The sequence below is a fragment of the Pedobacter sp. NO84 genome (assembly GCF_059703915.1).
In genome coordinates, this window is record NZ_AP046575.1 from 1745353 (window position 1) to 1764401 (window position 19049).

A 19049-nucleotide genomic window follows, 5' to 3' on the forward strand; every position below is an offset into this window, starting at 1 on the left:
AATGAAGAAAATTCTACTGTTATTTATTATTATTTTCTCTTTTTCTACCGTAAATGCCAAAGAAGTTCACGATGACGGTATACTAAAAGATTTTAAAGGCGAATTTTATAGGGATCCCACAAATAAAGCCACTATTAATGACGTATTAAGCAAAAAATTTACAAAAGCCGAATCATCCATCTTTAATTTTAGATTGGATACTGCCACCTATTGGATTAAGCTCACGGGCAAACAGGCAAAGGATTTTCGTAATTCAATCTTATTTATCGATCAATCTAGGTTATCCCTAGCCGAAATGTATATCTATGGTTCGGATGGGAAAAATATTCTTGTCAAACCTTATTCTTCGTATCCCTATGGGAAAAATAGTTTAACACAAGGTAAAATATTTAAGCTACCAGAGGTATTAAGAACAGACGACACTATCTTTTTAAGACTTCGTTCTAACGAAGCATTTTTGGCTCCAGTAAGTATAGTTGACGAGGGTTCTTTGTTAGAGACGTTTTCTTTAAGGGGAATCATCTTTGGGTTCTACACGGGCATCATGCTCATCATGTTTGTGTACAACCTCTTTCTGTTTATCATTATCAGGGATAGAAGCTACTTATATTATATCTTTTACATTCTTTTTACCTGGTTAACCCAGATTTCTATCCAAGGCTATTCAACACGTTACTTTTGGGGGGATGGAAGCACACTGCATAACTACTCTGTGGTATTGTTTGCGAGTTTGGCCTTGGTCTTTACAAGCCAGTTTACCCTTTCATTCCTAAATACGAAGGTCTTTTCTAAAACTTGGCACAAGCTGATCACCATTTTCTTTTATTTAACGCTCATAAACTTAGGGGTTTTATATTTCTTTGGAGTTTACACCGCGTTTGTTACGATGCAATTTTTAACCATAACAGGAACAATTTTAGCATTAACCGCAGCAAATTTCGTTTACTTTAAAAAACACTTCAAACCGGCCGGTTATTATTTAGTGGCCTGGTCTGTGCTATTGATAGGCGCCATACTTTTTATCATGAAAGATTATGGAGGCATTCCGTATAATAACTTTACGATCTACCTATTGCAGATCGCTTCGGCTATCGAAGTAATGTTGCTCTCTTTCGCACTAGCGGATAAGATCAATTTCTTTAAGAAGGAAAACGAGGTTGCCCAGGCCCAGGCCCTGAATGCTTCGCTAGAAAATCAAAAATTGATTAGAGAGCAAAACATTGTCTTAGAAAATAAAGTACAAGAAAGGACGGAAGAATTGCAGAATATAAATTCTACACTAAACGTAACTTTAACCAACTTAAAAGACACGCAATCCCAACTTGTTGATGCAGAGAAAATGGCAGCCTTAGGTCAGTTAACAGCAGGCATTGCCCACGAAATTAATAACCCTATAAACTTTGTAACTTCTAACATTAAACCTTTAGAATTAGATATTAATGATTTAAAAGAAATTATTTCCAGATACGAAGAGATAGATTTCGACAAAGATGTAAAAGCTCAAATAGAAGAAATCGAAAACTTTAAAAAGCAAATTGATCTCAATTTTGTTAATAATGAAATCTCTTCTTTATTATCAGGCATTAGCGAGGGTGCAAAACGTACTGCAGAAATTATTAGGAGCTTGAGAAACTTCAGTCGTGTCGACGAAACAGATATGAAGCCAATAGATCTAAATGAAGGTCTACAATCGACATTAGTTTTGGTAAGAAATAATTTACCCGACAATTTAACGGTAATTAAAGAATACGGAAATCTGCCTAAGGTAGAATGTTTACCGGGCAAAATTAACCAAGTGTTTATGAACTTGGTTTCTAATGCGATACAAGCCATTAAAACAAAAGAAGTTCAAGGAGAAGAAGAATTTTTAACCATTAAAACATGGTATGTTGATCAACAGGTAAAGATAAGCATCAAGGATACGGGTATCGGGATGACGGAAGAAGTTAAGCACCGAATTTATGAGCCGTTTTTTACTACAAAAGATATTGGTGAAGGTACTGGGCTTGGATTATCTATCGTGTTCAGTATCATTGAAAAGCATAAAGGTCACATAGAAGTTATATCTAAATTAGGCGAAGGAACAGAATTTATTATTACCTTGAGTGTAAATCCACAATAGCCAACCATGAGGACGCCTAGCGTAAGAGTATTATATATTGATGATGAAGAAAACAACCTTCAGGCATTTAAAGCAAGCTTTAGAAGACAGTACGAAATCTACACTGCTATATCCGCAGCAGAGGGGCTTAAAATTCTTCAGAATGTAGCTATTCACGTAATTATTGCCGATCAGAAGATGCCAAATACTACCGGTGTAGAATTTTTTAAAAGCATTACAGAAACATTTCCCGATCCTATTCGCATCCTTTTAACGGGCTACACAGATATAGAGGCATTAGCTGATGCCATCAACCACGGCGATATTTATCGGTACATTACCAAGCCGTGGAACGACTTAGAACTGCACAATTCCATCAAAAATGCTTATGATGCTTACAAAGCAAAAATTGATCTGCGTAACAAGATTGCTGAATTAGAAAAAACAAACGACGAACTTAACCGTTTCATTTATAGTATCTCACATGAATTAAGGGCACCTTTGGTTTCAGTAATAGGTATCGTAAATCTGGTAAAGATGGAAGGTTTGTACAATACCAGCGGCGATTATTGGGAATTAATAGAAACCTGTTCTAATAAGCTAGATTACTACATCCAAAAAACACTCCAATATTATAAGAACAACAAAACCATCACAGATAAATCGGCGGTAGATTTCGAAAAGCTGGTTAAAGATTTAGTTGAATTGTATTCGTATGCTGATAAAGAAACCCATTTTTCAGTTAATGTAGATCAAAAAGTGCCGTTTAGAGGTGATTTGTTTAGGATTGAGGTTATTTTAGGTAATCTAATTTCGAACGCTGTAAAATATCAAAAAGTTACAGAACCCAATAAAAATGTAAGTATTGATGTAGAAGTTAATAAAGAAGTTGCCCACATTAATATAACCGATAATGGAATGGGGATCTTAAATGAGCATTTAGAGAAAATATTTACGCAGTTCTTTAAAAGCAAAGTGCACCATGGTAGCGGATTAGGGTTATTTATCGTAAAAGAAGCCTTAAATAAAATTGACGGACGGATTGCGGTAAGCTCTGATCTCAATTGTGGTACTACCTTTAAAATTACCATCCCCAATGCAAAATAAGTCGAACATAGTGATGCTGATAGACGACAATGAAATCGATCTAAAAATTAATGCAAAGCTGATTAGTTTGGCCAAATTATTTGATGATATCATCATCTGTCAATCAGGAGAGGATGCATTGGATTATCTTGATAAATATTTATCAGTGCCCGAGAAATTGCCTGATTTTATCCTTTTGGATATTCAGATGCCCGAAATGGATGGATTCGAATTTCTGGAGCATTACAAATCATTTCCTGATAAATGCCCCGTAGCTATGCTTTCCTCGACCTTGGATTTTGGTGATATTCAAAGAGCTGAGGCAAATCCATATGTAGTTAAATTGTTAAAAAAACCCCTTTCTCCTATCGAGTTGGCAGGATTGCTATAAATAGGGAATTGGAAAGAGGAAAAGATAGTTATACCATAATCTTCTCCCATTGTCTATCTACATTATCTATTCCCTATTCCTATTCTCAATTCTCAATTCTCAATTAGCAAACATTTATTTCCATGTATTGTTATCCAACTGTACTTAAAAATTTTTAATCATGGAAAATCAAGAAAACATAGCCGGTTTAGGTAAAAATCATGATCAGGCTGCGCACGATAATGATATTGCGAAAAAACAGAGTGAAGCAACTCCCGCAGCAGAGAACCTAGAAATGGAACCATTTAGTGTTAATCAGCAGGGCAAAAAAGGATTTGGTGCAACAGAAAAAGAAAATGACGATCAAAAAGCTGTTCATAATGAAGCCGAAGAATATGCAAAGCAAGAACATGAGAAAGCAGCTAGCTGGGAAAACACAAATGAGGACGGACCAGAGAGCCCACAATTCTAATATAATTTAATACATAAGGTATATGCAAAAGCCGATCTAATATTTTTAGATCGGCTTTTTATTTTGTAAACTGGAAACTGCTAACTGTTAACCGACTAAGGTTTCGTTTCAGGCGCTTTACCTATCAGCTCCATAAATTGGTCTAATTTAGGTGTAATAATAATTTGTGTACGTCTATTTTTTATCTTACCAGCTTCTGTACTGTTATCCCCTACTGGATTATACTCACCTCTTCCGCCAGCGGTTAAACGTTTAGGCTCTACACCATAGGTATTCTGTAAAGTTTGTACCACAGAAGATGCTCTTAAAGCGCTTAAATCCCAGTTATTTCTGATGTTTGGCATTTTAATAGGCACATTGTCGGTATTACCTTCAATCAGCACATCGTAACCCTGGTAATCTTTAATGATCTTAGCTATTTTGGATAAAGTAGCTCCAGCTTTATCAGAAATTTCGTAACTGCCCGATTTATACAACATGTTATCAGCAAGAGAAATATAAACTACTCCTTTTAACACTTGTACATCTACATCGCTCATTTCTTGTTGACTCAATGAACGGGTTAAATTGTTGGTTAAAACCATGTTTAATGAATCACTTTTGTTTTTGGCATTAACTAATTGCTGGATGTATCTATTTGAGCTGTTAATTTCATCAACTAATTTTGAAATGTTCACATTACCCTGACTGCTAGAACTTAAACATTTATCCAATGCGGCCTGTAAAGCAGCTACATTTGTTTTACCAGCGGCAATTTGTTCCTCTAAACTTTTGATCCTGATCCTTGAGCCAGAAACGTCACTTTCGCTAGATTGCAATCTCTTATTTAAATCTTCATTGCTTTCTTGCAGCTTAGTATTTGTACTCTGCAATTCTTGATATTTTTTATTGCTAATACAACCTTGTGCTAATACAGCGGTAATCAGCAAAATTGGTAGTGATGTTTTAAGTTTCATAATCATTTTTATTTAATTTTTGAAAGACTATCCATTTTAACAAAAAAGAGGCCATAAAGTTTTTTTTGAGCCCTACCACCCTCTTAATAAGGCAAATACCGCATTATGATCATTTGGTTTTAGTTGCAACATAAAATGATGGTATAACTAAGGCGTTCGTACTCCCAAGGGGGCGGTTCGTACAAAAAAGTTCATTTTAACAATTAATTGAATTACAATTATCCATTCGAAAAAAGGGATACGCAACATTTTATCAATTACTTATAAAAATGAAAGCATCTTTGGAAACCATTAGGAAAAAAGTGGCGAACTATAATTATTTAATTAAGATCAGTTTTTCAGTCATTGCTTCCCACTTTATAACAATTTCGGAAAGAGAAAAACTCGATTCGTTTCTTCTATCAACCTCATATTACTATAAAACATTAATAATTAACACGTTGATGGTTTTTCTCCTCCTATCCGTTATCTATAAAATCACCCAAACACTAAATTATGATGGTTCTTTTGGTAAAAGTTATGGAAGAAGAATTGTAAATCAGATTTTCTGGGGGATGGCCGTACCTATTTTTCCAGCTATTGCCTTAGTCTATTTATGTTTCGCATTTAATGGTACTAATATTTTTCGTGCCCCCCACTTTATTCGCTTTTTACAACATATCATTCTGTTAACAATCACTCTTAATTTTTATCTTTTTTATCGCTGGTACTGGTTCAAAAACAAAGAAAACAGTTGGCACAGCCTACTCTTACGAAGGGATACTGAACACTCCCTACCAGACAGCGATGGACATTTAGCCTATCGCACCCTAAATCAACAACTTACCTTTTATAATTCTCAATCCACTAGTATCGACCATCTTCCTTTTAATAATGATGGATTTATTACCCTGCAGGATAATCTTTATCAACTAGGTGATGTGGCTTTGAAGATAGAAAGCGAGCGTATCCAACATGATTTTATTACTTGGATAAAAAATTACTTTTCACTCAGCAAAAATCAATTGGCTTTTTTGAATTCCATTGATGAAAGCGCAAAAAAACTGTTATCCTTTGATATCAGCTTTGCTATAGAAAATAGACTTCCTATAAGTTTAAATAAGCCAAACGCCGAAAAAAATAATGCCAAAAATACATATTCTAAAAATCAATTTATTAATTCTTGCTTAACGGGTTACAAAGCAGATGGGACACTACAGATCAATATTAATGATGAGGAATAATTATGAGTTTCAATTTTTTCATAGATCATTTAAAGTTAAGAGCCAATCTGGATCGGGAGTGTGTACATGAACTAAGGGCCAGGGTAAAAGAACTCTCGATTATAAAAGGCACGAATATCTTATTTCCGGGCGAGCAGTGTAAGTATATCTATTTTATCAAAAGTGGTTTCTTTAGAGTTTATACAAGCGATGGTTTTGAGGATCAGACCATTGATTTTGGCACTACCAATCATTTTATAACAGCAATAGAAAGTTTTCTGACACAACAGATTACAAATGAGGGTATTATTTGTGAGGAGAATGCAGTTGTTTATAGATTAAGCTATTACGACTGGTTGGCCTTAGAGGATCTTTCACCAAAATTTATCATTCTGGCGAAACAAATTTTGCAGGAATACTTACTGCAGATCAATCACGAAAAGAATGTTTATCGTATAAGTAATGCCGCTCAAAAATACGATTACCTCTGCAAGCACTATCCCGGAATTGCAAACATCGTTAGTCAGAAACACATTGCCAGCTACCTCGGTATAACCGGCCCAACATTAAGTAATTTACTCAAAGAAATCTTTCGGAAACCAAAGTAATACCTCCATCATTTCTTAAGAAAAACTAATTACTTATGATACGCTGTCATTCGAGATTTGACTATATCAAACAAGGTACATGTCAATCCAACATTATAGGCAACGGTTACAACGGGTAATGTTCATGATCAAGCATCATCAATTGCAAAATGCAACTCAAGCCTCACAGCTACTCAATTGTCATCCCAGTACGGTTAAGCGGATTATTGATCGCTTGCGATTGGAAGGACATCAGATCCATTACGAGAAGAAGCTAAAACGATATGTACTTGATGATGACGAATTGTAGTGAACTTAAATAGCGATCACAAGCTCGGGAGCGGGTGATTACTGGTTTTGCCTACCTCAGTGGCCAATCATATCCTAATAATTTAACCAACTTTTTTGACTGTTTTTTCAAATGCAATAAAGCAGTCGTTAATGATGAAAAATCTATTAAGTAAATCATTTTTAGGTGCAGCAGCACTAGTTTTAGGTTTAACCTTGGTGTTTAGCCAAAGTGCATTCAAAACCCATGATGATCCTGTTGTTTATCAGTATACCAACCCTTCTGCTAATGAGACAGCTATCAGAGACATCCTTAATTGGGAAGTTGTGGATGGAGGATCTCCTAGCTGTGGAGAAAGTGGATCTTTAGTTTGTAGATATACTTTTGAAGGCGACATTGATGATTTTGAGACTTTTTTAAGCGATCACGATAATACCATCGCCGATATCAATCTTAATGCAACTTCTAAAAAATTAGCTCCATAAAAAATAAGAGGGCGGTTAATGCCCGCCCTCTTATTTTATTAGTTTTGTTCCATGCCAGTTAATCTAATTATTTTTTCTGGGATCGACATTACACATCTTTGATCATTTGGAGGCAATACGCTCTGCACAGCGTTGTACTTCCTTTTGAGCTCGATGTTGTAACCTAGCCTATTTAATCGCTTAACATCTATCCACCTCAGCCCTCTCATTAATAATTCTTTTCTTCGCTCTGCTAAGATCCAATTGATTATTGTTGTTTTATCCGTGCTTTGATATTTAGGATAAACTTTTGTTTTATCCCATCGTTTTTGCATCAAGAAGTTTAGGTCTGCCAATGCTTCAGTTAATTTATTCGTCCTAGCATAGCTTTCTGCTCGGTTTAAATACATTTCATCAACTGCTGGACCAAAGAAACCAGCCATCATACCAGAATAACTTGCCCTAAAGGCATATTGGTTTGTACCCACACTTTTAAAGTAAAGCTTTTTACGCAAATCATCTGCCTGGTATTGCTGGTACAACTCATCAACAATGATGGCATTGCTTTGACTTAAAATGCTAGGGTTAGCTATAGATAGGTGAAACAAGACCTCACCTTTGTAGGGTGTCATCGGGTTTGTTGCAGCAGCATTCAAATCATTATAATCTAACAGCACATTGTTTAGTTGTAAAGCAGAATCGGCGTATAATCCCGCTTCTTGGAATTTGTTCATCGACAAATACGCCCGAGATAGGATGGCAAAAGCAGCGGTTTTAGAAGGACGCATGGGATGGATCTGCAATGTAGGCAATAAATTGGCCGCGTGCTTAAGATCACTAATCAATTGAGCATAGTTTTGGGCAACAGTAGAACGCGTAGATTTGATGTTAAAATCGGTGCTTGTTCTTATCGGCACCCCGAGATCCGTTGCTGCAGTAGCTTCACCATAGGCTGGTGCCCAAATTGTTGTGGCCAACAGCATGTGATTTCCCTTATAGAAATAGCCCTGTCCTTTAATGTTATCCCACTCTTTTGCATTAGCTTCATTCCTCTCTATTTTCTCGATATTTTCTAAAACAGTGTTACCATAATATACCGCCAAGTAAGCGTATAACCAATTTGTCTCTGCATCATCAAATTGATTTCCTTTTTGCCAATTGTATATTCGTCTATCTCCTTCAATGGAAATAGCCGCTAAATTGGCATCCTTTAAATAATAATCATCAGAGGCAACTTCTGCGGCGTAGGGTGTTGAAATATTTAAACGTACATTATCATCTAATAAGGATTGAAGGTTAACAAGGGTTGAAATAGTCTCTAAAGCCTTACTTGGCTTAGCATCTAAATAATCTTTACATGCCACTATGCTTGCGATCATTAAAAATAAGAAAGCAACTTTTATATATTTTTTCATGGTTTAAGTTTAAAGTGTACAACGAAGTCCGAATGTGAAATATTTACTTGGCAGAATGGTATTGTCGCGGTAATCGGGATCAATATCAAATTTATTAGCTCGCCAAATAATTCCTAGGTTGCTAACATTGCCTTGCAATTGGACATTTTTTACAGGAAGTTTACGAAAGGATTCTTTCTTTAGAGCATAGCTTAGTGAAAGGTAAGACAATCTTACATGGTCGCCTTTTTCTACTAAAATCTCTGAATTATTATAAAATGAATCTCTCCTCGTAACAGCAGGATAAACTAACGAAGGTACGCTAGTAGTTAGTTCGTCGCCAGGTTTTTGCCATCTCAGGGCATAATCCGCATGCCCTATCCCGCTAGTGTAAAGATTGGTATAATTGAGGCTTGACCTACTAAAGCTATACCCTAATTTATAGGTAATTCTAGCCGTTAGAGTTATACCTTTATAGCTAAAAGTATTGCCAACATTCCCAAAAACACTGGGGAAGGCAGGCCCACTATAAACCAGATCCGCTAACCTGGTATTAGCTCCGGTTAGCAAATTATAATCGGCAGAAATCTTACCTTGATAATAACCTTGTGGATTACCATTTGTGGGATCTAACCCAGCCCATGCGTACGAGAATATACCATATACCGGGTAACCTTTTGCAGGAGTAGCGAAAGTGCCATTACCTACGAAATCGGTCGCCTGATCATTTGCTTTGTAATATTCTATTACTTCATCTTTATACAGGTTAAAGTTCAGGTTAGTGCTCCACAGTAAAGCTCCCGTTGTATTTCTTGAATTTAATGAAACATCCAGTCCATTGGCTTTAATACTAGCCACATTTCTACTTAGACTTAGTGTTGAAACCGCCGTGTAATCTACCGGGATAACGCCGTATAGGTCTTTGGAATTTTTTTGATAAACTTCAATGCTTCCCGACAGTCTATTTTTCAATACGGCAAAATCTACCCCTAAATTTATGGTGCGCACTTGCTCCCATCGCAGTTCAGGATTGTTATATTGGTCAAATCGCGCCATTAAACTATTGGTGAATTCGCTTATCCCAATAGTTTGGGTAGTAGTTACTGCACTTCGTCCCAGATCAACATTACCACTATATCCATAACTGCCTCTTAGTTTGAGATTATCTAGCCAAGAACGTTTGAGAAACGATTCGTTAGTTACATTCCAAGCTGCTCCAACAGACCATAGAGGTTTCCATTTATCATTTGTGCTTAGTCCGAATAAGTTGGAAGCATCTTTTCTTGCGCTAGCTGTTAGGGTGTATTTATTTTGAAAATTATACCCTAAGTTCCCGTATAATGAAACAAATCGGTTTAATAGACCGCTAAAAGTTGATCCATTACTTATAAAACTTGTTGATTTTGTAACATAATTTGGAAAAGCCACGGTATAATTCATGTTCGCATGCGCCAGTCTATCGTCGTCATAACCGTATTCCCTTATACCTCTACTATCTACAGCTCTTTCATTCATTTCATAACCGCCTAGAACATTAAGTTCGTGTTTGCCCCAAATTTTATCATAATTAACTTGGGCCCTTAAGTTATAAGCTTTAAGTACACTTTGATTATTGTCTAAAATTCCGCCGGTGGGTACGATACGGGTAACCACACCAGTAGTAGTAGCAACTTGTGTATAGGTGTTTACCAAATTCCGAACGAAATAACTGTTTGCCTCTGATAAGCTCCGGGTGTCACCTACCTGACGTTCGTTCTGGTAATAGATTTTTGCGTTTAAACCTGGAATAACCTGATAACTTAATGCAACATTAGCCAACAGATCTCTACTTGTGGTGGCGTTATCATAGTTTTTATAATCTGATAGCGGATAATAGCCCCAATCTCCAAAGATGTTTTTATCCAATGTTTTCAAGTAAGTGAGCGAGTAGGTTCGTGCTATTGGCAGTTCGGCTCCGTTTTCATTTCTCAATCTTAAATATGGAGGGATACCCACTCCCGTGGTAGACAGGTCGGAAAAACTTGCCTTCCCGGTTTTGTTGATACCCTTGGTAAATGTTAATCCGAAATCTAGTTTTAGATTTTTTGTAATGTGCAGGGTATTTCTCCCTGTTAAATTTAATCGGGTTGTTGTAGCTGCTAACGACGAACTATTCTGGTCATATCCTGCTAAGATAGTCCAATCCATTTTACGTTCAGAGCCACTTAAGGTTAATGCGTATTGCTGCCTTACCGATTTTTGATAATTTAAATCAGTAAATTCTGATTTTACATCTCCGCCCTGCAAAAAGGCAAGTTGCTTGTTAAAACTGTCGGCACTAATGGATCCATTATTTTTAGCCACCAAAAGTTCGATAAATGGAGAAAGCGCTGGTTTAGATGAAGAGCTAATTTTTGAGTTATAAAAGCCTTTATCATATAGCATCTGCTCAACCTGTAAATAGTCTGTTGAACTTAGTTGCTGTATCACGCTTAGGCTAGGTCTATCTATTACGCTGAAATTACTGTTTACATCAACCCTAAAAGCTTGTCCGGGTTTAGCCTTTTTAGAGGTTAGCACTATAACCCCATTGCCTGCTCTACTGCCCCAAATCGAAGTTGCTGCAGCATCTTTTAAAATGGTAACCGTCTCAATATCGTTGGGATTGATGTTCGCTAAATCGCCTTGATATTGGAAATTATCCAGAATAATTAATGGTGCTTTAGGGCCATTAATGGTGCTTAAGCCCCGGATCATCAAATTTCCGCCACCGTTTGGGTTGGATCGTTTATCGAATGTTACACTATTGGCCACCGCTTCGAGCCTACTGATAATATCAGTACCAAACTGCTCATTAAGCACCTTGTTACTGATGGTTACGAAAGAACCTGTAGCCCTCTCTTTAGGTAAAGTTTGATAACCCGTATTAATTTCTACTTCCTGAAGGAAATTGACATCCGGTAAAAGATAAAAATTGATGGTTGTATTGCCATTTATTACTACTTCTTGATTTAAGGCTTGATAACCTAAATAGTTGATTTTGATCAGGTATTTTCCATTGGGGATAGTAGTAGTGAAACTTCCATCGGCATCAGTTTGGAAAGATCTATCATTAATATTAATGCTCGCTCCTTTTAATAACAAGCTATCTGGCAGGCTAAACACCTTACCTTTAAATTGTTGTGCATTTACGCTAAGGCTGAACAACAGAGAGATTAAATAGATTAATTTTTTCATGGTTTGCTGCTTTTTACGGTACTTGATATTTTATTTTCAGCTTCACTTGCGATGATCGCCTCAATGGTTTGTTCGTTAAGAAGGGAGGCATTTGTAATGGCCAAAACACTGCCATTGCTCCCAATCCATATATAATGTGGAATATAGGTATGGGGGAATAGGCTATTTAATAGCGTATCATTATAAATAGTAATTAAGCTTTGCTTCTTTAAAAAAGGTGTCTCTCCGTTCAATAATTTCTTAATACGTTCGGGAGTATCTTTTGTACTTTTTGTATCTACCAAAAGAAACTGTACATTATTCTGATAGTGTTGTTGAAACTTTTGTATCGTTTCAAATTTGTAGAAACACGAAGTACACCAAGTTGCCCAGAAGTCTAAAATGATAATCTTGCCCTTAAATTCATTTAAGTTTAAACTGTCTGCCCCGATCTTATTAATGGCAGCCATTTGCTGCGTCCAAATTTGTAAGGGAATTTTTTCGCCCAGTTTTAGGGGGCTTGGCGACTGTGCTTTAGACCAGAAGTTTAGGCAAAGCGTGGCCATTACGAGAATTGTCGTTGTTTTTTTCATAGTTTTGGTTTATTGTTTTAGGTTATTAAATTCAGGCAAATGCGCTGCCCAAAAGATGATGCTATGCTCTACAATAAAGTAAGGCAAGAGCAGGTGGCTATTAATTATTAACCACCGTTGTGCCACCCGCAATGCCAAATTATTATTCTGGCGAACAGATAACCAAACTCATTAAAATAATAAATAAAACACCTGGGACGATAAATAGGGGAGCAAAGCAAAATTTGCCCGTGATTAAAGACAAAACTAATTTACAAATTACATTTTGATATTTCATCATACCCGTATTTAGTTATACGAGTCTTGTAAAAGTTCTTCACACAATAAATGTGGGAACTACCTACCATGGTTCATTAAAGTTCTCACGCCTTACGTAACATGGAATTACAGCAGTTCCCACATCTATTTAGATACGCTAATATAGCAATCTAATTATAGATATGGGCATTATCTGCTGTCTTGTGTTACGGCGTGAGAAAACGAACCACAAGACTCTTTAATACCTATTATATAAACCAAATATAATTAAATATCACAACTAAACAAATACGTTTAGTTATTTATTCAAAAATCTTTTGAGTTTGCATCATGGCTGATGATTTGGAACTTTTTAAAAAAGCATTAGGAAGGAAGATTGCAAAACTCCGTGAAAGTAAAGGATTTACGCAACCTCAGCTCGCAGCGATCATCAATAAAGATTTCCAAAGTATCAGTAGAATAGAAAATGGTAGGGTAAATGCATCAGGATTTATCCTCAAACAAATTGCCGATGCATTGAATATTTCGATGAACGAATTATTTGATGTTAAACAAGATGGAGACGGAAAGTGAAGCATTTGGCGGGAAGCGTTTAGCGTTAGTTTACCCCTAATGTTCTCTCCGTCTTCGACTACCATCAGACCCACAACTCGAGAAACAAACCTGGTTTCTTAGTTGGTTAAAAACTAAGATGCTCTTAGATGTTTTACCTGCCTGCCGGCAGGCAGGGATGGTAAAAAATAGTCCTAAAGTCGGAAATTCCGATGAAAAGTCAAAAACCTTGGTGCTCTGACGTGTCTTAAGTGGTTAAAACGTTAATGAACCAAAATCTCTTCGGCTTCTGCTACTTCAACTTCACCATCTGCCAAAAGGGCTAATAGTTTTACGTTCTTAAGCTCGTTTACCATTACCGGATCATATTTGGCCTTAACTTTTACATAGTTCTTAGTAAATCCATGCATAAAGCCATTTTTTTGATCGTCTTCAAATAAGACCTGAGCGGTATTACCTATTTGTGATTGATAAAATGAACGTCTTTTTTTATCCGAAAGATTATGTAGCATCTTATTGCGGTCGAACCTGGTACTTCCAGTTACTTTGCCTCCCATCGATGCGGCTTCCGTTTGCTCGCGTTCTGAATAGGTGAAAACGTGCAGATATGAGATATCCAGTTCGTTTAAAAACTGATAAGTATCTAAGAAATCTTCGTGCGTTTCGCCTGGAAAACCCACAATTACATCAACCCCTATACAGCAATTTGGCATCACCGCTTTAATTTTCGCCACACGCTCGGTATATAGTTCACGTTGATAACGTCTTTTCATCAAGCCTAAAATTTTATTAGACCCTGATTGGAGCGGAATGTGAAAGTGTGGAACGAAACGTTTTGAGGTGGCTACAAATTGAATGATTTCATTGCTCAATAAGTTCGGTTCTATAGACGAAATCCGGATCCTTTCTATGCCTTCAACTTCATCAAGTGCTTTTACCAGGTCGAAGAACTTATCTTCTCTAGCACCATTTCGAATACCAAAATCGCCAAGATTTACCCCTGTTAATACAATTTCCTTAACTCCACTTTGTGCTATCTGAGTTGCCCTATTTACCACATTTTCGATGGTATCACTCCTACTTCCACCACGGGCCAGCGGAATGGTACAATAGGTACATGGATAATCACAACCATCCTGTACTTTCAAAAAAGTACGGGTCCTATCGCCAATAGAATAGGCAGCAATAAAATTATGGTTTACTTTTTCGATATTTTGCTGGTGTACTACAGCTTTTGGATTTTTAGTTAGGTCAGAGATAAATTCAACGATTCTAAATTTCTCTGCTGCCCCCAACACCATGTCGACACCTTCAATTTCAGCGATTTCTGTAGGCTTTAACTGGGCATAACAACCCACAATGGTAATGTAGGCGTTAGGGGAATATTTAAGTGCTTCTTTTACTACTTTTCGGCATTTTTTATCTGCATGATCAGTAACAGAACAGGTATTGATCACATATACATCCGCAGCTTGGGTAAATTCTACCACAGCATAGCCCGCATCGGTAAACAATCTACCAATGGTTGAAGTTTCTGAGAAATTCAGCTTACAGCCAAGTGTATAAAATGCGACTTTTTTCATTAAGGGTACAAAGGTAAGAATTAGATGTGAGTAATGAAATATGAGATGTGAGCAAGGATGATAACCTTACATACCGTTTACAGTTGCCCGATGAATAATATTGTCATTATTATATTGCTATATTGTTTTATTGCTGTATTGTTCTGCATGATTCCTGGGCATTTCGCAACAATATAACAATCAAACAATTTAACAATTTCTCATTCACCCCATCGATACGATTCTTTTTCCAGTCCAGCCAAATCGATAACCCTATCCACTACGGTTTGGGCAAGTTCTTCGATGGTTTTAGGCAGGCTATAGAATGAAGGGATAGCCGGGCAGATAATTCCACCGGCTTCGGTTACAGTTTTAAGGTTATTGATATGGATTAGGCTAAAAGGAGTATCTCTGGCAACCGCTATTAATTTACGGCGTTCTTTTAAAATCACGTCTGCCGCTCGCGAAATAAGATCGTTGGAGATGCCACTGGCAATTCGTCCTAATGTACCCATTGAGCAGGGAATAATGATCATGGTGTCGAACTTAGCAGAACCGGATGCAAAGGGGGCATTGAAATCCATTTTTTGATAAAAATCAAAAGGATATTCGTCATAATCTTCGTTCCCGAGTTCAAAGCGCCAAACCTCTTTTGCGTTATCAGACATTACTACCCCAACTTTTTCGATCTGATCGGTAAGCTTAAGCAGGTTATCCAATAATAATTTAGCATAAATGGCACCGCTCGCACCCGTAACCGCAACAATTATTTTTTTCTTTTTGATCATAAGCGTAAAGATAGTCATCCGATGACTTAAGTCATCGGATGACTATACAAAAAAAGGGCCAAGAACAAAGTTCCTGACCCTACATCTACCTATGAAAAACATACCCTCGAAAGGGTAAGCTCAAATGTAATTAATTTTGCAAAAAAAAGAAAGTTTACGACTTCTTTTTTTAATTATAGTGTAATTATTACACTTGGAAATTAAATTAGTAGTTAAAGACGTGTAGAAAAACGTTAAAATAAGTATTTCGTGCTTAAAAAATTAGAACTGTGACTGTCTATTATTTCGTTTAAAAGATGTTTATTGTTATCATTTAATTTAGTGGCTACCAGCGATCGTATTGAAAAAGCACGAAGGGCATCAACCACCGATAAAGTTCCTTCAGCGCTGTCTTTTCTTCCTGTAAACGGAAAAACATCTGGTCCGCGTTGGCACTGGCAATTGATGTTTACCCTACTTACCTGATTTACCAATGGATCTATTAGGGCTGCGATTTCCTGTTCATCATTACTAAAAATACTCACCTGCTGACCATGGGTAGATTCGATCAGGTATTGGATGGTTTCTTCCAGATCATCAAAAGGGACCACGGGAACCACTGGCCCAAATTGCTCTTCGGTGTACAATTTCATGTTAGAATTTACAGGATATACTACTGCTGGATATACAAACGACTCATTGGTTGCCCCGCCGTTTTCGTTCATAATCTTTGCTCCTTTAGAAATTGCATCATCCAGGCATTCTTTTAAATAAGCTGGCTTATGCGGTTCGGGTAAGGGGGTTAATGCTACTCCATCAACCCAGGGCATTCCAAATTTCAATTGGTTTACTGCTGTGGCTAAGGCGGTCAAAAACTCGTCCGCCAAACTTCGGTGTACGAAAATTATTTTCAGTGCAGTACATCGCTGACCGTTAAAAGAAAGCGATCCCAATACCGTTTCTTGTACGGCTAGCTTCAAATCAGCTTTTGCTGTAATAATAGCAGCATTTTTAGCATCCAAACCCAAGATTGCGCGCAGGCGATTTACCTTTGGATGCATCTTTTTTAACTCATTGGCCACTTTACTCGAGCCGATTAATGTAAGGACGTTTATTTTACCCGATTCCATCAAGCCAGGGATAATTTTGTTTCCACGCCCATAAATGGTATTTACAACTCCTTTAGGGAAGCAGTTTTTAAAGGCTTGCAATAAAGGATAGAACAATAAAGTACCATGTTTAGGTGGTTTAAACAGAATAGTATTGCCCATTATTAATGCTGGGATTAAGGTAGTAAAGGTTTCATTTAAAGGATAGTTAAAAGGGCCCATACATAAAACCACTCCCAACGGTGATCTCCGGATTTGAGCTACAATGCCCTGTTCCATAATAAAGCCTGCTGATTGGCGATCCAAATCTTTAAGTGCATCAATCGTAGCCTGGATATATTCGATGGTCCGATCAAATTCTTTGGTAGAATCCCCTATGGTTTTGCCGATCTCCCACATGATTAGTTTTACTACCTCTTGCTTCTTTTCGATAATTTCGTGTGTAAACTTTTCTACACAAGCAATCCTTTGGGCAACGCTCATGGTTGGCCACTCGCCCCTTCCGTTGTTATAGGCAATTACCGCGGCGTCTAAAGCAGCGGATGCTTCTTCTGCATCACACAGTGGATAGGTACCAATTACTTTTCGTTTTAAGCCCTCAGCCGTTTGAACACAGATAGGTGATGATACCGTGTGTACATCACCATTCCATGGCAACATTTCGCCGTTAGACAAATATTCACGCTGGTTTACTTCTTCCGCCAGTTTAAACTGCTCCGGAATGTCTTCTTCTTTTAAGAAAATATTTAAGTCTATGGCCATTATATATTAATTGGTTTCATTTTAGGAACTAGAAAATGCATAATTAACCATCCCAACAAGTAGGCACCACCACAAATAGCGAACATAATATAATATGCTGTTTCTATCTGATCGATACTTCTGTAGTATACAAACATTCTTTTTTGTACAAATAAAGAAAGTGCAATTCCACCTGCACCGCCTGCCATGCCCCCTATTCCGGTAACGGTAGCGGTAGCCGCTTTAGGAAACATATCACTTACTGTAGTAAAAATATTGGCACTCCAGGCTTGGTGTGCAGCTGCTGCTATACCGATTACTCCCACTGCGAGCCACATATTTACCTGCCCTAAGATCAAGGCAAAGAAAATTGGCAATACAAAAAAGGCATAGATCAACATCGAGATTTTTCGGGCCTTAAATACCGGCCATCCCCTTTTAATAAAATACAAGGGCAACCATCCACCACCAACACTACCAACGGTAGAGATGATATAAACAGTAGCAACTGGCCAACTAGCTGCCTCCAATTTGATTTTATACACACTTTCGAAGAAATCTGGCAACCAGAAAAGATAGAACCACCAAATTGGATCTGTTAAGAATTTACCTATTACGAAAGCCCAGGTTTGCTTATAGCTTAACAATTGCGACCAGGTATATTTTGGCTGATCCACAATATCGTGCACTACTTCCTTATCGCTTTCTATATGCGCCAATTCGGCACTAGAAACCTTTTTATGTTTACGAGGTATTTCATAGAAAAGCATCCAGAACACCAACCAGATTACACCCAATAAACCCGTAAGAATAAAGGCCCATTGCCAATGGTAATGGGTAATGATGAAAGGAACTGCAAGAGGGGTAACAATTGCACCAATATTAGCACCAGAATTAAAGATTCCTGTAGCTAAGGCTCGCTCTTTTTTTGGAAACCATTCGGCAACCGTTTTAATCGCTGCGGGAAAATTGCCAGCCTCGGTAACACCTAAGGCTCCCCTAACAATGGCAAAACCTAATACCGAATTTACAAATGCGGTACAGATACCTGCCACACTCCAAAGGAATGTATAAATACCATAACCAACTTTTGTTCCTAACTTGTCGATTATTCGGCCCGCACCTAACATGCCCAGCGAATAAAACACCTTAAATACGATTTCAACATTGGCATAATCGCCGTCTGTCCAACCTAAATCTTGTGTAAAGGTTGATTTCATAAAACTGATTACATTCCGATCGATATAGTTGATCGTAGTAGCAAAAAAGATCAGTGAACAAATGGTCCACCTGTAATTGCTCATTTTTGGTTCATTCATAATTCAAGTCTATATTGGTTTGATTTCTTAAT

Annotated in this window: 17 protein-coding genes; 9 read left to right on the forward strand and 8 right to left on the reverse strand. The window is 37.3% G+C overall.

Annotation, left to right across the window (positions count from 1 at the left end):
* Window position 1: 1 nt before the first annotated feature.
* The 4 genes from AC6H0V_RS07470 to AC6H0V_RS07485 all read left to right on the forward strand — a co-directional run bounded on the left by AC6H0V_RS07470 (window position 2) and on the right by AC6H0V_RS07485 (window position 4029).
* Window positions 2–2122: a sensor histidine kinase gene (locus AC6H0V_RS07470; RefSeq protein ID WP_497563097.1), complete on the forward strand. Its 2121-nt coding sequence runs from the start codon at window positions 2–4 to the stop codon at window positions 2120–2122.
* Between the two features lie 6 nt (window positions 2123–2128).
* Complete coding sequence (locus AC6H0V_RS07475) at window positions 2129–3208, forward strand: hybrid sensor histidine kinase/response regulator (protein WP_497563098.1); 1080 nt, start codon at window positions 2129–2131, stop codon at window positions 3206–3208.
* Window positions 3198–3578 (forward strand): response regulator, encoded by a 381-nt coding sequence (locus AC6H0V_RS07480; RefSeq protein ID WP_497563099.1) that lies wholly within the window; start codon window positions 3198–3200, stop codon window positions 3576–3578. The genes AC6H0V_RS07475 and AC6H0V_RS07480 overlap by 11 nt, the downstream gene beginning before the upstream one ends.
* A gap of 160 nt (window positions 3579–3738) precedes the next feature.
* Window positions 3739–4029 carry a hypothetical protein gene (locus tag AC6H0V_RS07485; protein WP_497563100.1) on the forward strand — a complete coding sequence of 97 codons (291 nt, stop codon included), beginning with the start codon at window positions 3739–3741 and terminating at the stop codon, window positions 4027–4029.
* Window positions 4030–4124: 95 nt separating this feature from the next.
* Here AC6H0V_RS07485 and AC6H0V_RS07490 read toward each other — a convergent pair whose 3' ends face one another.
* Window positions 4125–4985: an OmpA/MotB family protein gene (locus AC6H0V_RS07490; protein ID WP_497563101.1), complete on the reverse strand. Its 861-nt coding sequence runs from the start codon at window positions 4983–4985 to the stop codon at window positions 4125–4127.
* Window positions 4986–5254: 269 nt separating this feature from the next.
* Between AC6H0V_RS07490 and AC6H0V_RS07495 the strand changes: the two genes are divergently transcribed.
* From AC6H0V_RS07495 to AC6H0V_RS07510, 4 genes are all read left to right on the forward strand, one after another.
* A complete protein-coding gene (locus AC6H0V_RS07495) occupies window positions 5255–6208 on the forward strand; it encodes a hypothetical protein (RefSeq protein ID WP_497563102.1) in 954 nt (317 codons plus the stop codon).
* 2 nt (window positions 6209–6210) lie between these two features.
* A complete protein-coding gene (locus AC6H0V_RS07500) occupies window positions 6211–6795 on the forward strand; it encodes a Crp/Fnr family transcriptional regulator (protein WP_497563103.1) in 585 nt (194 codons plus the stop codon).
* Window positions 6796–6874: 79 nt separating this feature from the next.
* Entirely contained in the window at window positions 6875–7084 is a 210-nt protein-coding gene (locus tag AC6H0V_RS07505) for a helix-turn-helix domain-containing protein (protein ID WP_497563104.1), read from the forward strand.
* A gap of 131 nt (window positions 7085–7215) precedes the next feature.
* Window positions 7216–7548, forward strand: a complete 333-nt coding sequence (locus AC6H0V_RS07510) for a hypothetical protein (protein ID WP_497563105.1) — start codon at window positions 7216–7218, stop codon at window positions 7546–7548.
* Between the two features lie 38 nt (window positions 7549–7586).
* On the opposite strand, the gene AC6H0V_RS07515 is transcribed toward AC6H0V_RS07510, so the two are convergent.
* The 3 genes from AC6H0V_RS07515 to AC6H0V_RS07525 are packed head-to-tail and all read right to left on the reverse strand — an operon-like array spanning window position 7587 to window position 12709.
* Window positions 7587–8942 (reverse strand): RagB/SusD family nutrient uptake outer membrane protein, encoded by a 1356-nt coding sequence (locus tag AC6H0V_RS07515; protein WP_497563106.1) that lies wholly within the window; start codon window positions 8940–8942, stop codon window positions 7587–7589.
* Between the two features lie 9 nt (window positions 8943–8951).
* Window positions 8952–12137, reverse strand: coding sequence for a SusC/RagA family TonB-linked outer membrane protein (locus AC6H0V_RS07520; RefSeq protein ID WP_497563107.1), 3186 nt, complete (start codon window positions 12135–12137; stop codon window positions 8952–8954).
* Window positions 12134–12709, reverse strand: coding sequence for a TlpA family protein disulfide reductase (locus AC6H0V_RS07525; RefSeq protein ID WP_497563108.1), 576 nt, complete (start codon window positions 12707–12709; stop codon window positions 12134–12136). Before AC6H0V_RS07525 ends, AC6H0V_RS07520 begins: the two co-directional genes overlap by 4 nt.
* A gap of 588 nt (window positions 12710–13297) precedes the next feature.
* Here AC6H0V_RS07525 and AC6H0V_RS07530 point away from each other — a divergent pair.
* Window positions 13298–13540 (forward strand): helix-turn-helix domain-containing protein, encoded by a 243-nt coding sequence (locus AC6H0V_RS07530; protein WP_497563109.1) that lies wholly within the window; start codon window positions 13298–13300, stop codon window positions 13538–13540.
* Window positions 13541–13782: 242 nt separating this feature from the next.
* Here the strand turns inward: AC6H0V_RS07530 and mtaB are convergent, their stop codons facing one another.
* The 4 genes from mtaB to AC6H0V_RS07550 form a co-directional block, all read right to left on the reverse strand.
* Window positions 13783–15102 carry a tRNA (N(6)-L-threonylcarbamoyladenosine(37)-C(2))-methylthiotransferase MtaB gene (mtaB, locus tag AC6H0V_RS07535; protein ID WP_497563110.1) on the reverse strand — a complete coding sequence of 440 codons (1320 nt, stop codon included), beginning with the start codon at window positions 15100–15102 and terminating at the stop codon, window positions 13783–13785.
* 200 nt (window positions 15103–15302) lie between these two features.
* Window positions 15303–15869: a UbiX family flavin prenyltransferase gene (locus AC6H0V_RS07540; RefSeq protein WP_497563111.1), complete on the reverse strand. Its 567-nt coding sequence runs from the start codon at window positions 15867–15869 to the stop codon at window positions 15303–15305.
* Between the two features lie 233 nt (window positions 15870–16102).
* Window positions 16103–17719: an NADP-dependent glyceraldehyde-3-phosphate dehydrogenase gene (locus tag AC6H0V_RS07545; RefSeq protein WP_497563112.1), complete on the reverse strand. Its 1617-nt coding sequence runs from the start codon at window positions 17717–17719 to the stop codon at window positions 16103–16105.
* Entirely contained in the window at window positions 17719–19017 is a 1299-nt protein-coding gene (locus tag AC6H0V_RS07550; protein ID WP_497563113.1) for an MFS transporter, read from the reverse strand. Before AC6H0V_RS07550 ends, AC6H0V_RS07545 begins: the two co-directional genes overlap by 1 nt.
* Window positions 19018–19049 lie beyond the last annotated feature (32 nt).

Bases quoted from the DNA above. Each gene is read 5' to 3' on its own strand.
- AC6H0V_RS07525 (WP_497563108.1), bottom strand. From the start codon at position 12,709: ATGAAAAAAACAACGACAATTCTCGTAATGGCCACGCTTTGCCTAAAC.
- AC6H0V_RS07515 (WP_497563106.1), bottom strand. From the start codon at position 8,942: ATGAAAAAATATATAAAAGTTGCTTTCTTATTTTTAATGATCGCAAGC.
- AC6H0V_RS07510 (WP_497563105.1), top strand. From the start codon at position 7,216: ATGATGAAAAATCTATTAAGTAAATCATTTTTAGGTGCAGCAGCACTA.
- AC6H0V_RS07540 (WP_497563111.1), bottom strand. From the start codon at position 15,869: ATGATCAAAAAGAAAAAAATAATTGTTGCGGTTACGGGTGCGAGCGGT.
- AC6H0V_RS07545 (WP_497563112.1), bottom strand. From the start codon at position 17,719: ATGGCCATAGACTTAAATATTTTCTTAAAAGAAGAAGACATTCCGGAG.
- AC6H0V_RS07475 (WP_497563098.1), top strand. From the start codon at position 2,129: ATGAGGACGCCTAGCGTAAGAGTATTATATATTGATGATGAAGAAAAC.
- AC6H0V_RS07490 (WP_497563101.1), bottom strand. From the start codon at position 4,985: ATGAAACTTAAAACATCACTACCAATTTTGCTGATTACCGCTGTATTA.
- AC6H0V_RS07550 (WP_497563113.1), bottom strand. From the start codon at position 19,017: ATGAATGAACCAAAAATGAGCAATTACAGGTGGACCATTTGTTCACTG.
- AC6H0V_RS07495 (WP_497563102.1), top strand. From the start codon at position 5,255: ATGAAAGCATCTTTGGAAACCATTAGGAAAAAAGTGGCGAACTATAAT.
- AC6H0V_RS07470 (WP_497563097.1), top strand. From the start codon at position 2: ATGAAGAAAATTCTACTGTTATTTATTATTATTTTCTCTTTTTCTACC.
- AC6H0V_RS07530 (WP_497563109.1), top strand. From the start codon at position 13,298: ATGGCTGATGATTTGGAACTTTTTAAAAAAGCATTAGGAAGGAAGATT.
- mtaB (WP_497563110.1), bottom strand. From the start codon at position 15,102: ATGAAAAAAGTCGCATTTTATACACTTGGCTGTAAGCTGAATTTCTCA.
- AC6H0V_RS07480 (WP_497563099.1), top strand. From the start codon at position 3,198: ATGCAAAATAAGTCGAACATAGTGATGCTGATAGACGACAATGAAATC.
- AC6H0V_RS07485 (WP_497563100.1), top strand. From the start codon at position 3,739: ATGGAAAATCAAGAAAACATAGCCGGTTTAGGTAAAAATCATGATCAG.
- AC6H0V_RS07520 (WP_497563107.1), bottom strand. From the start codon at position 12,137: ATGAAAAAATTAATCTATTTAATCTCTCTGTTGTTCAGCCTTAGCGTA.
- AC6H0V_RS07500 (WP_497563103.1), top strand. From the start codon at position 6,211: ATGAGTTTCAATTTTTTCATAGATCATTTAAAGTTAAGAGCCAATCTG.
- AC6H0V_RS07505 (WP_497563104.1), top strand. From the start codon at position 6,875: ATGTCAATCCAACATTATAGGCAACGGTTACAACGGGTAATGTTCATG.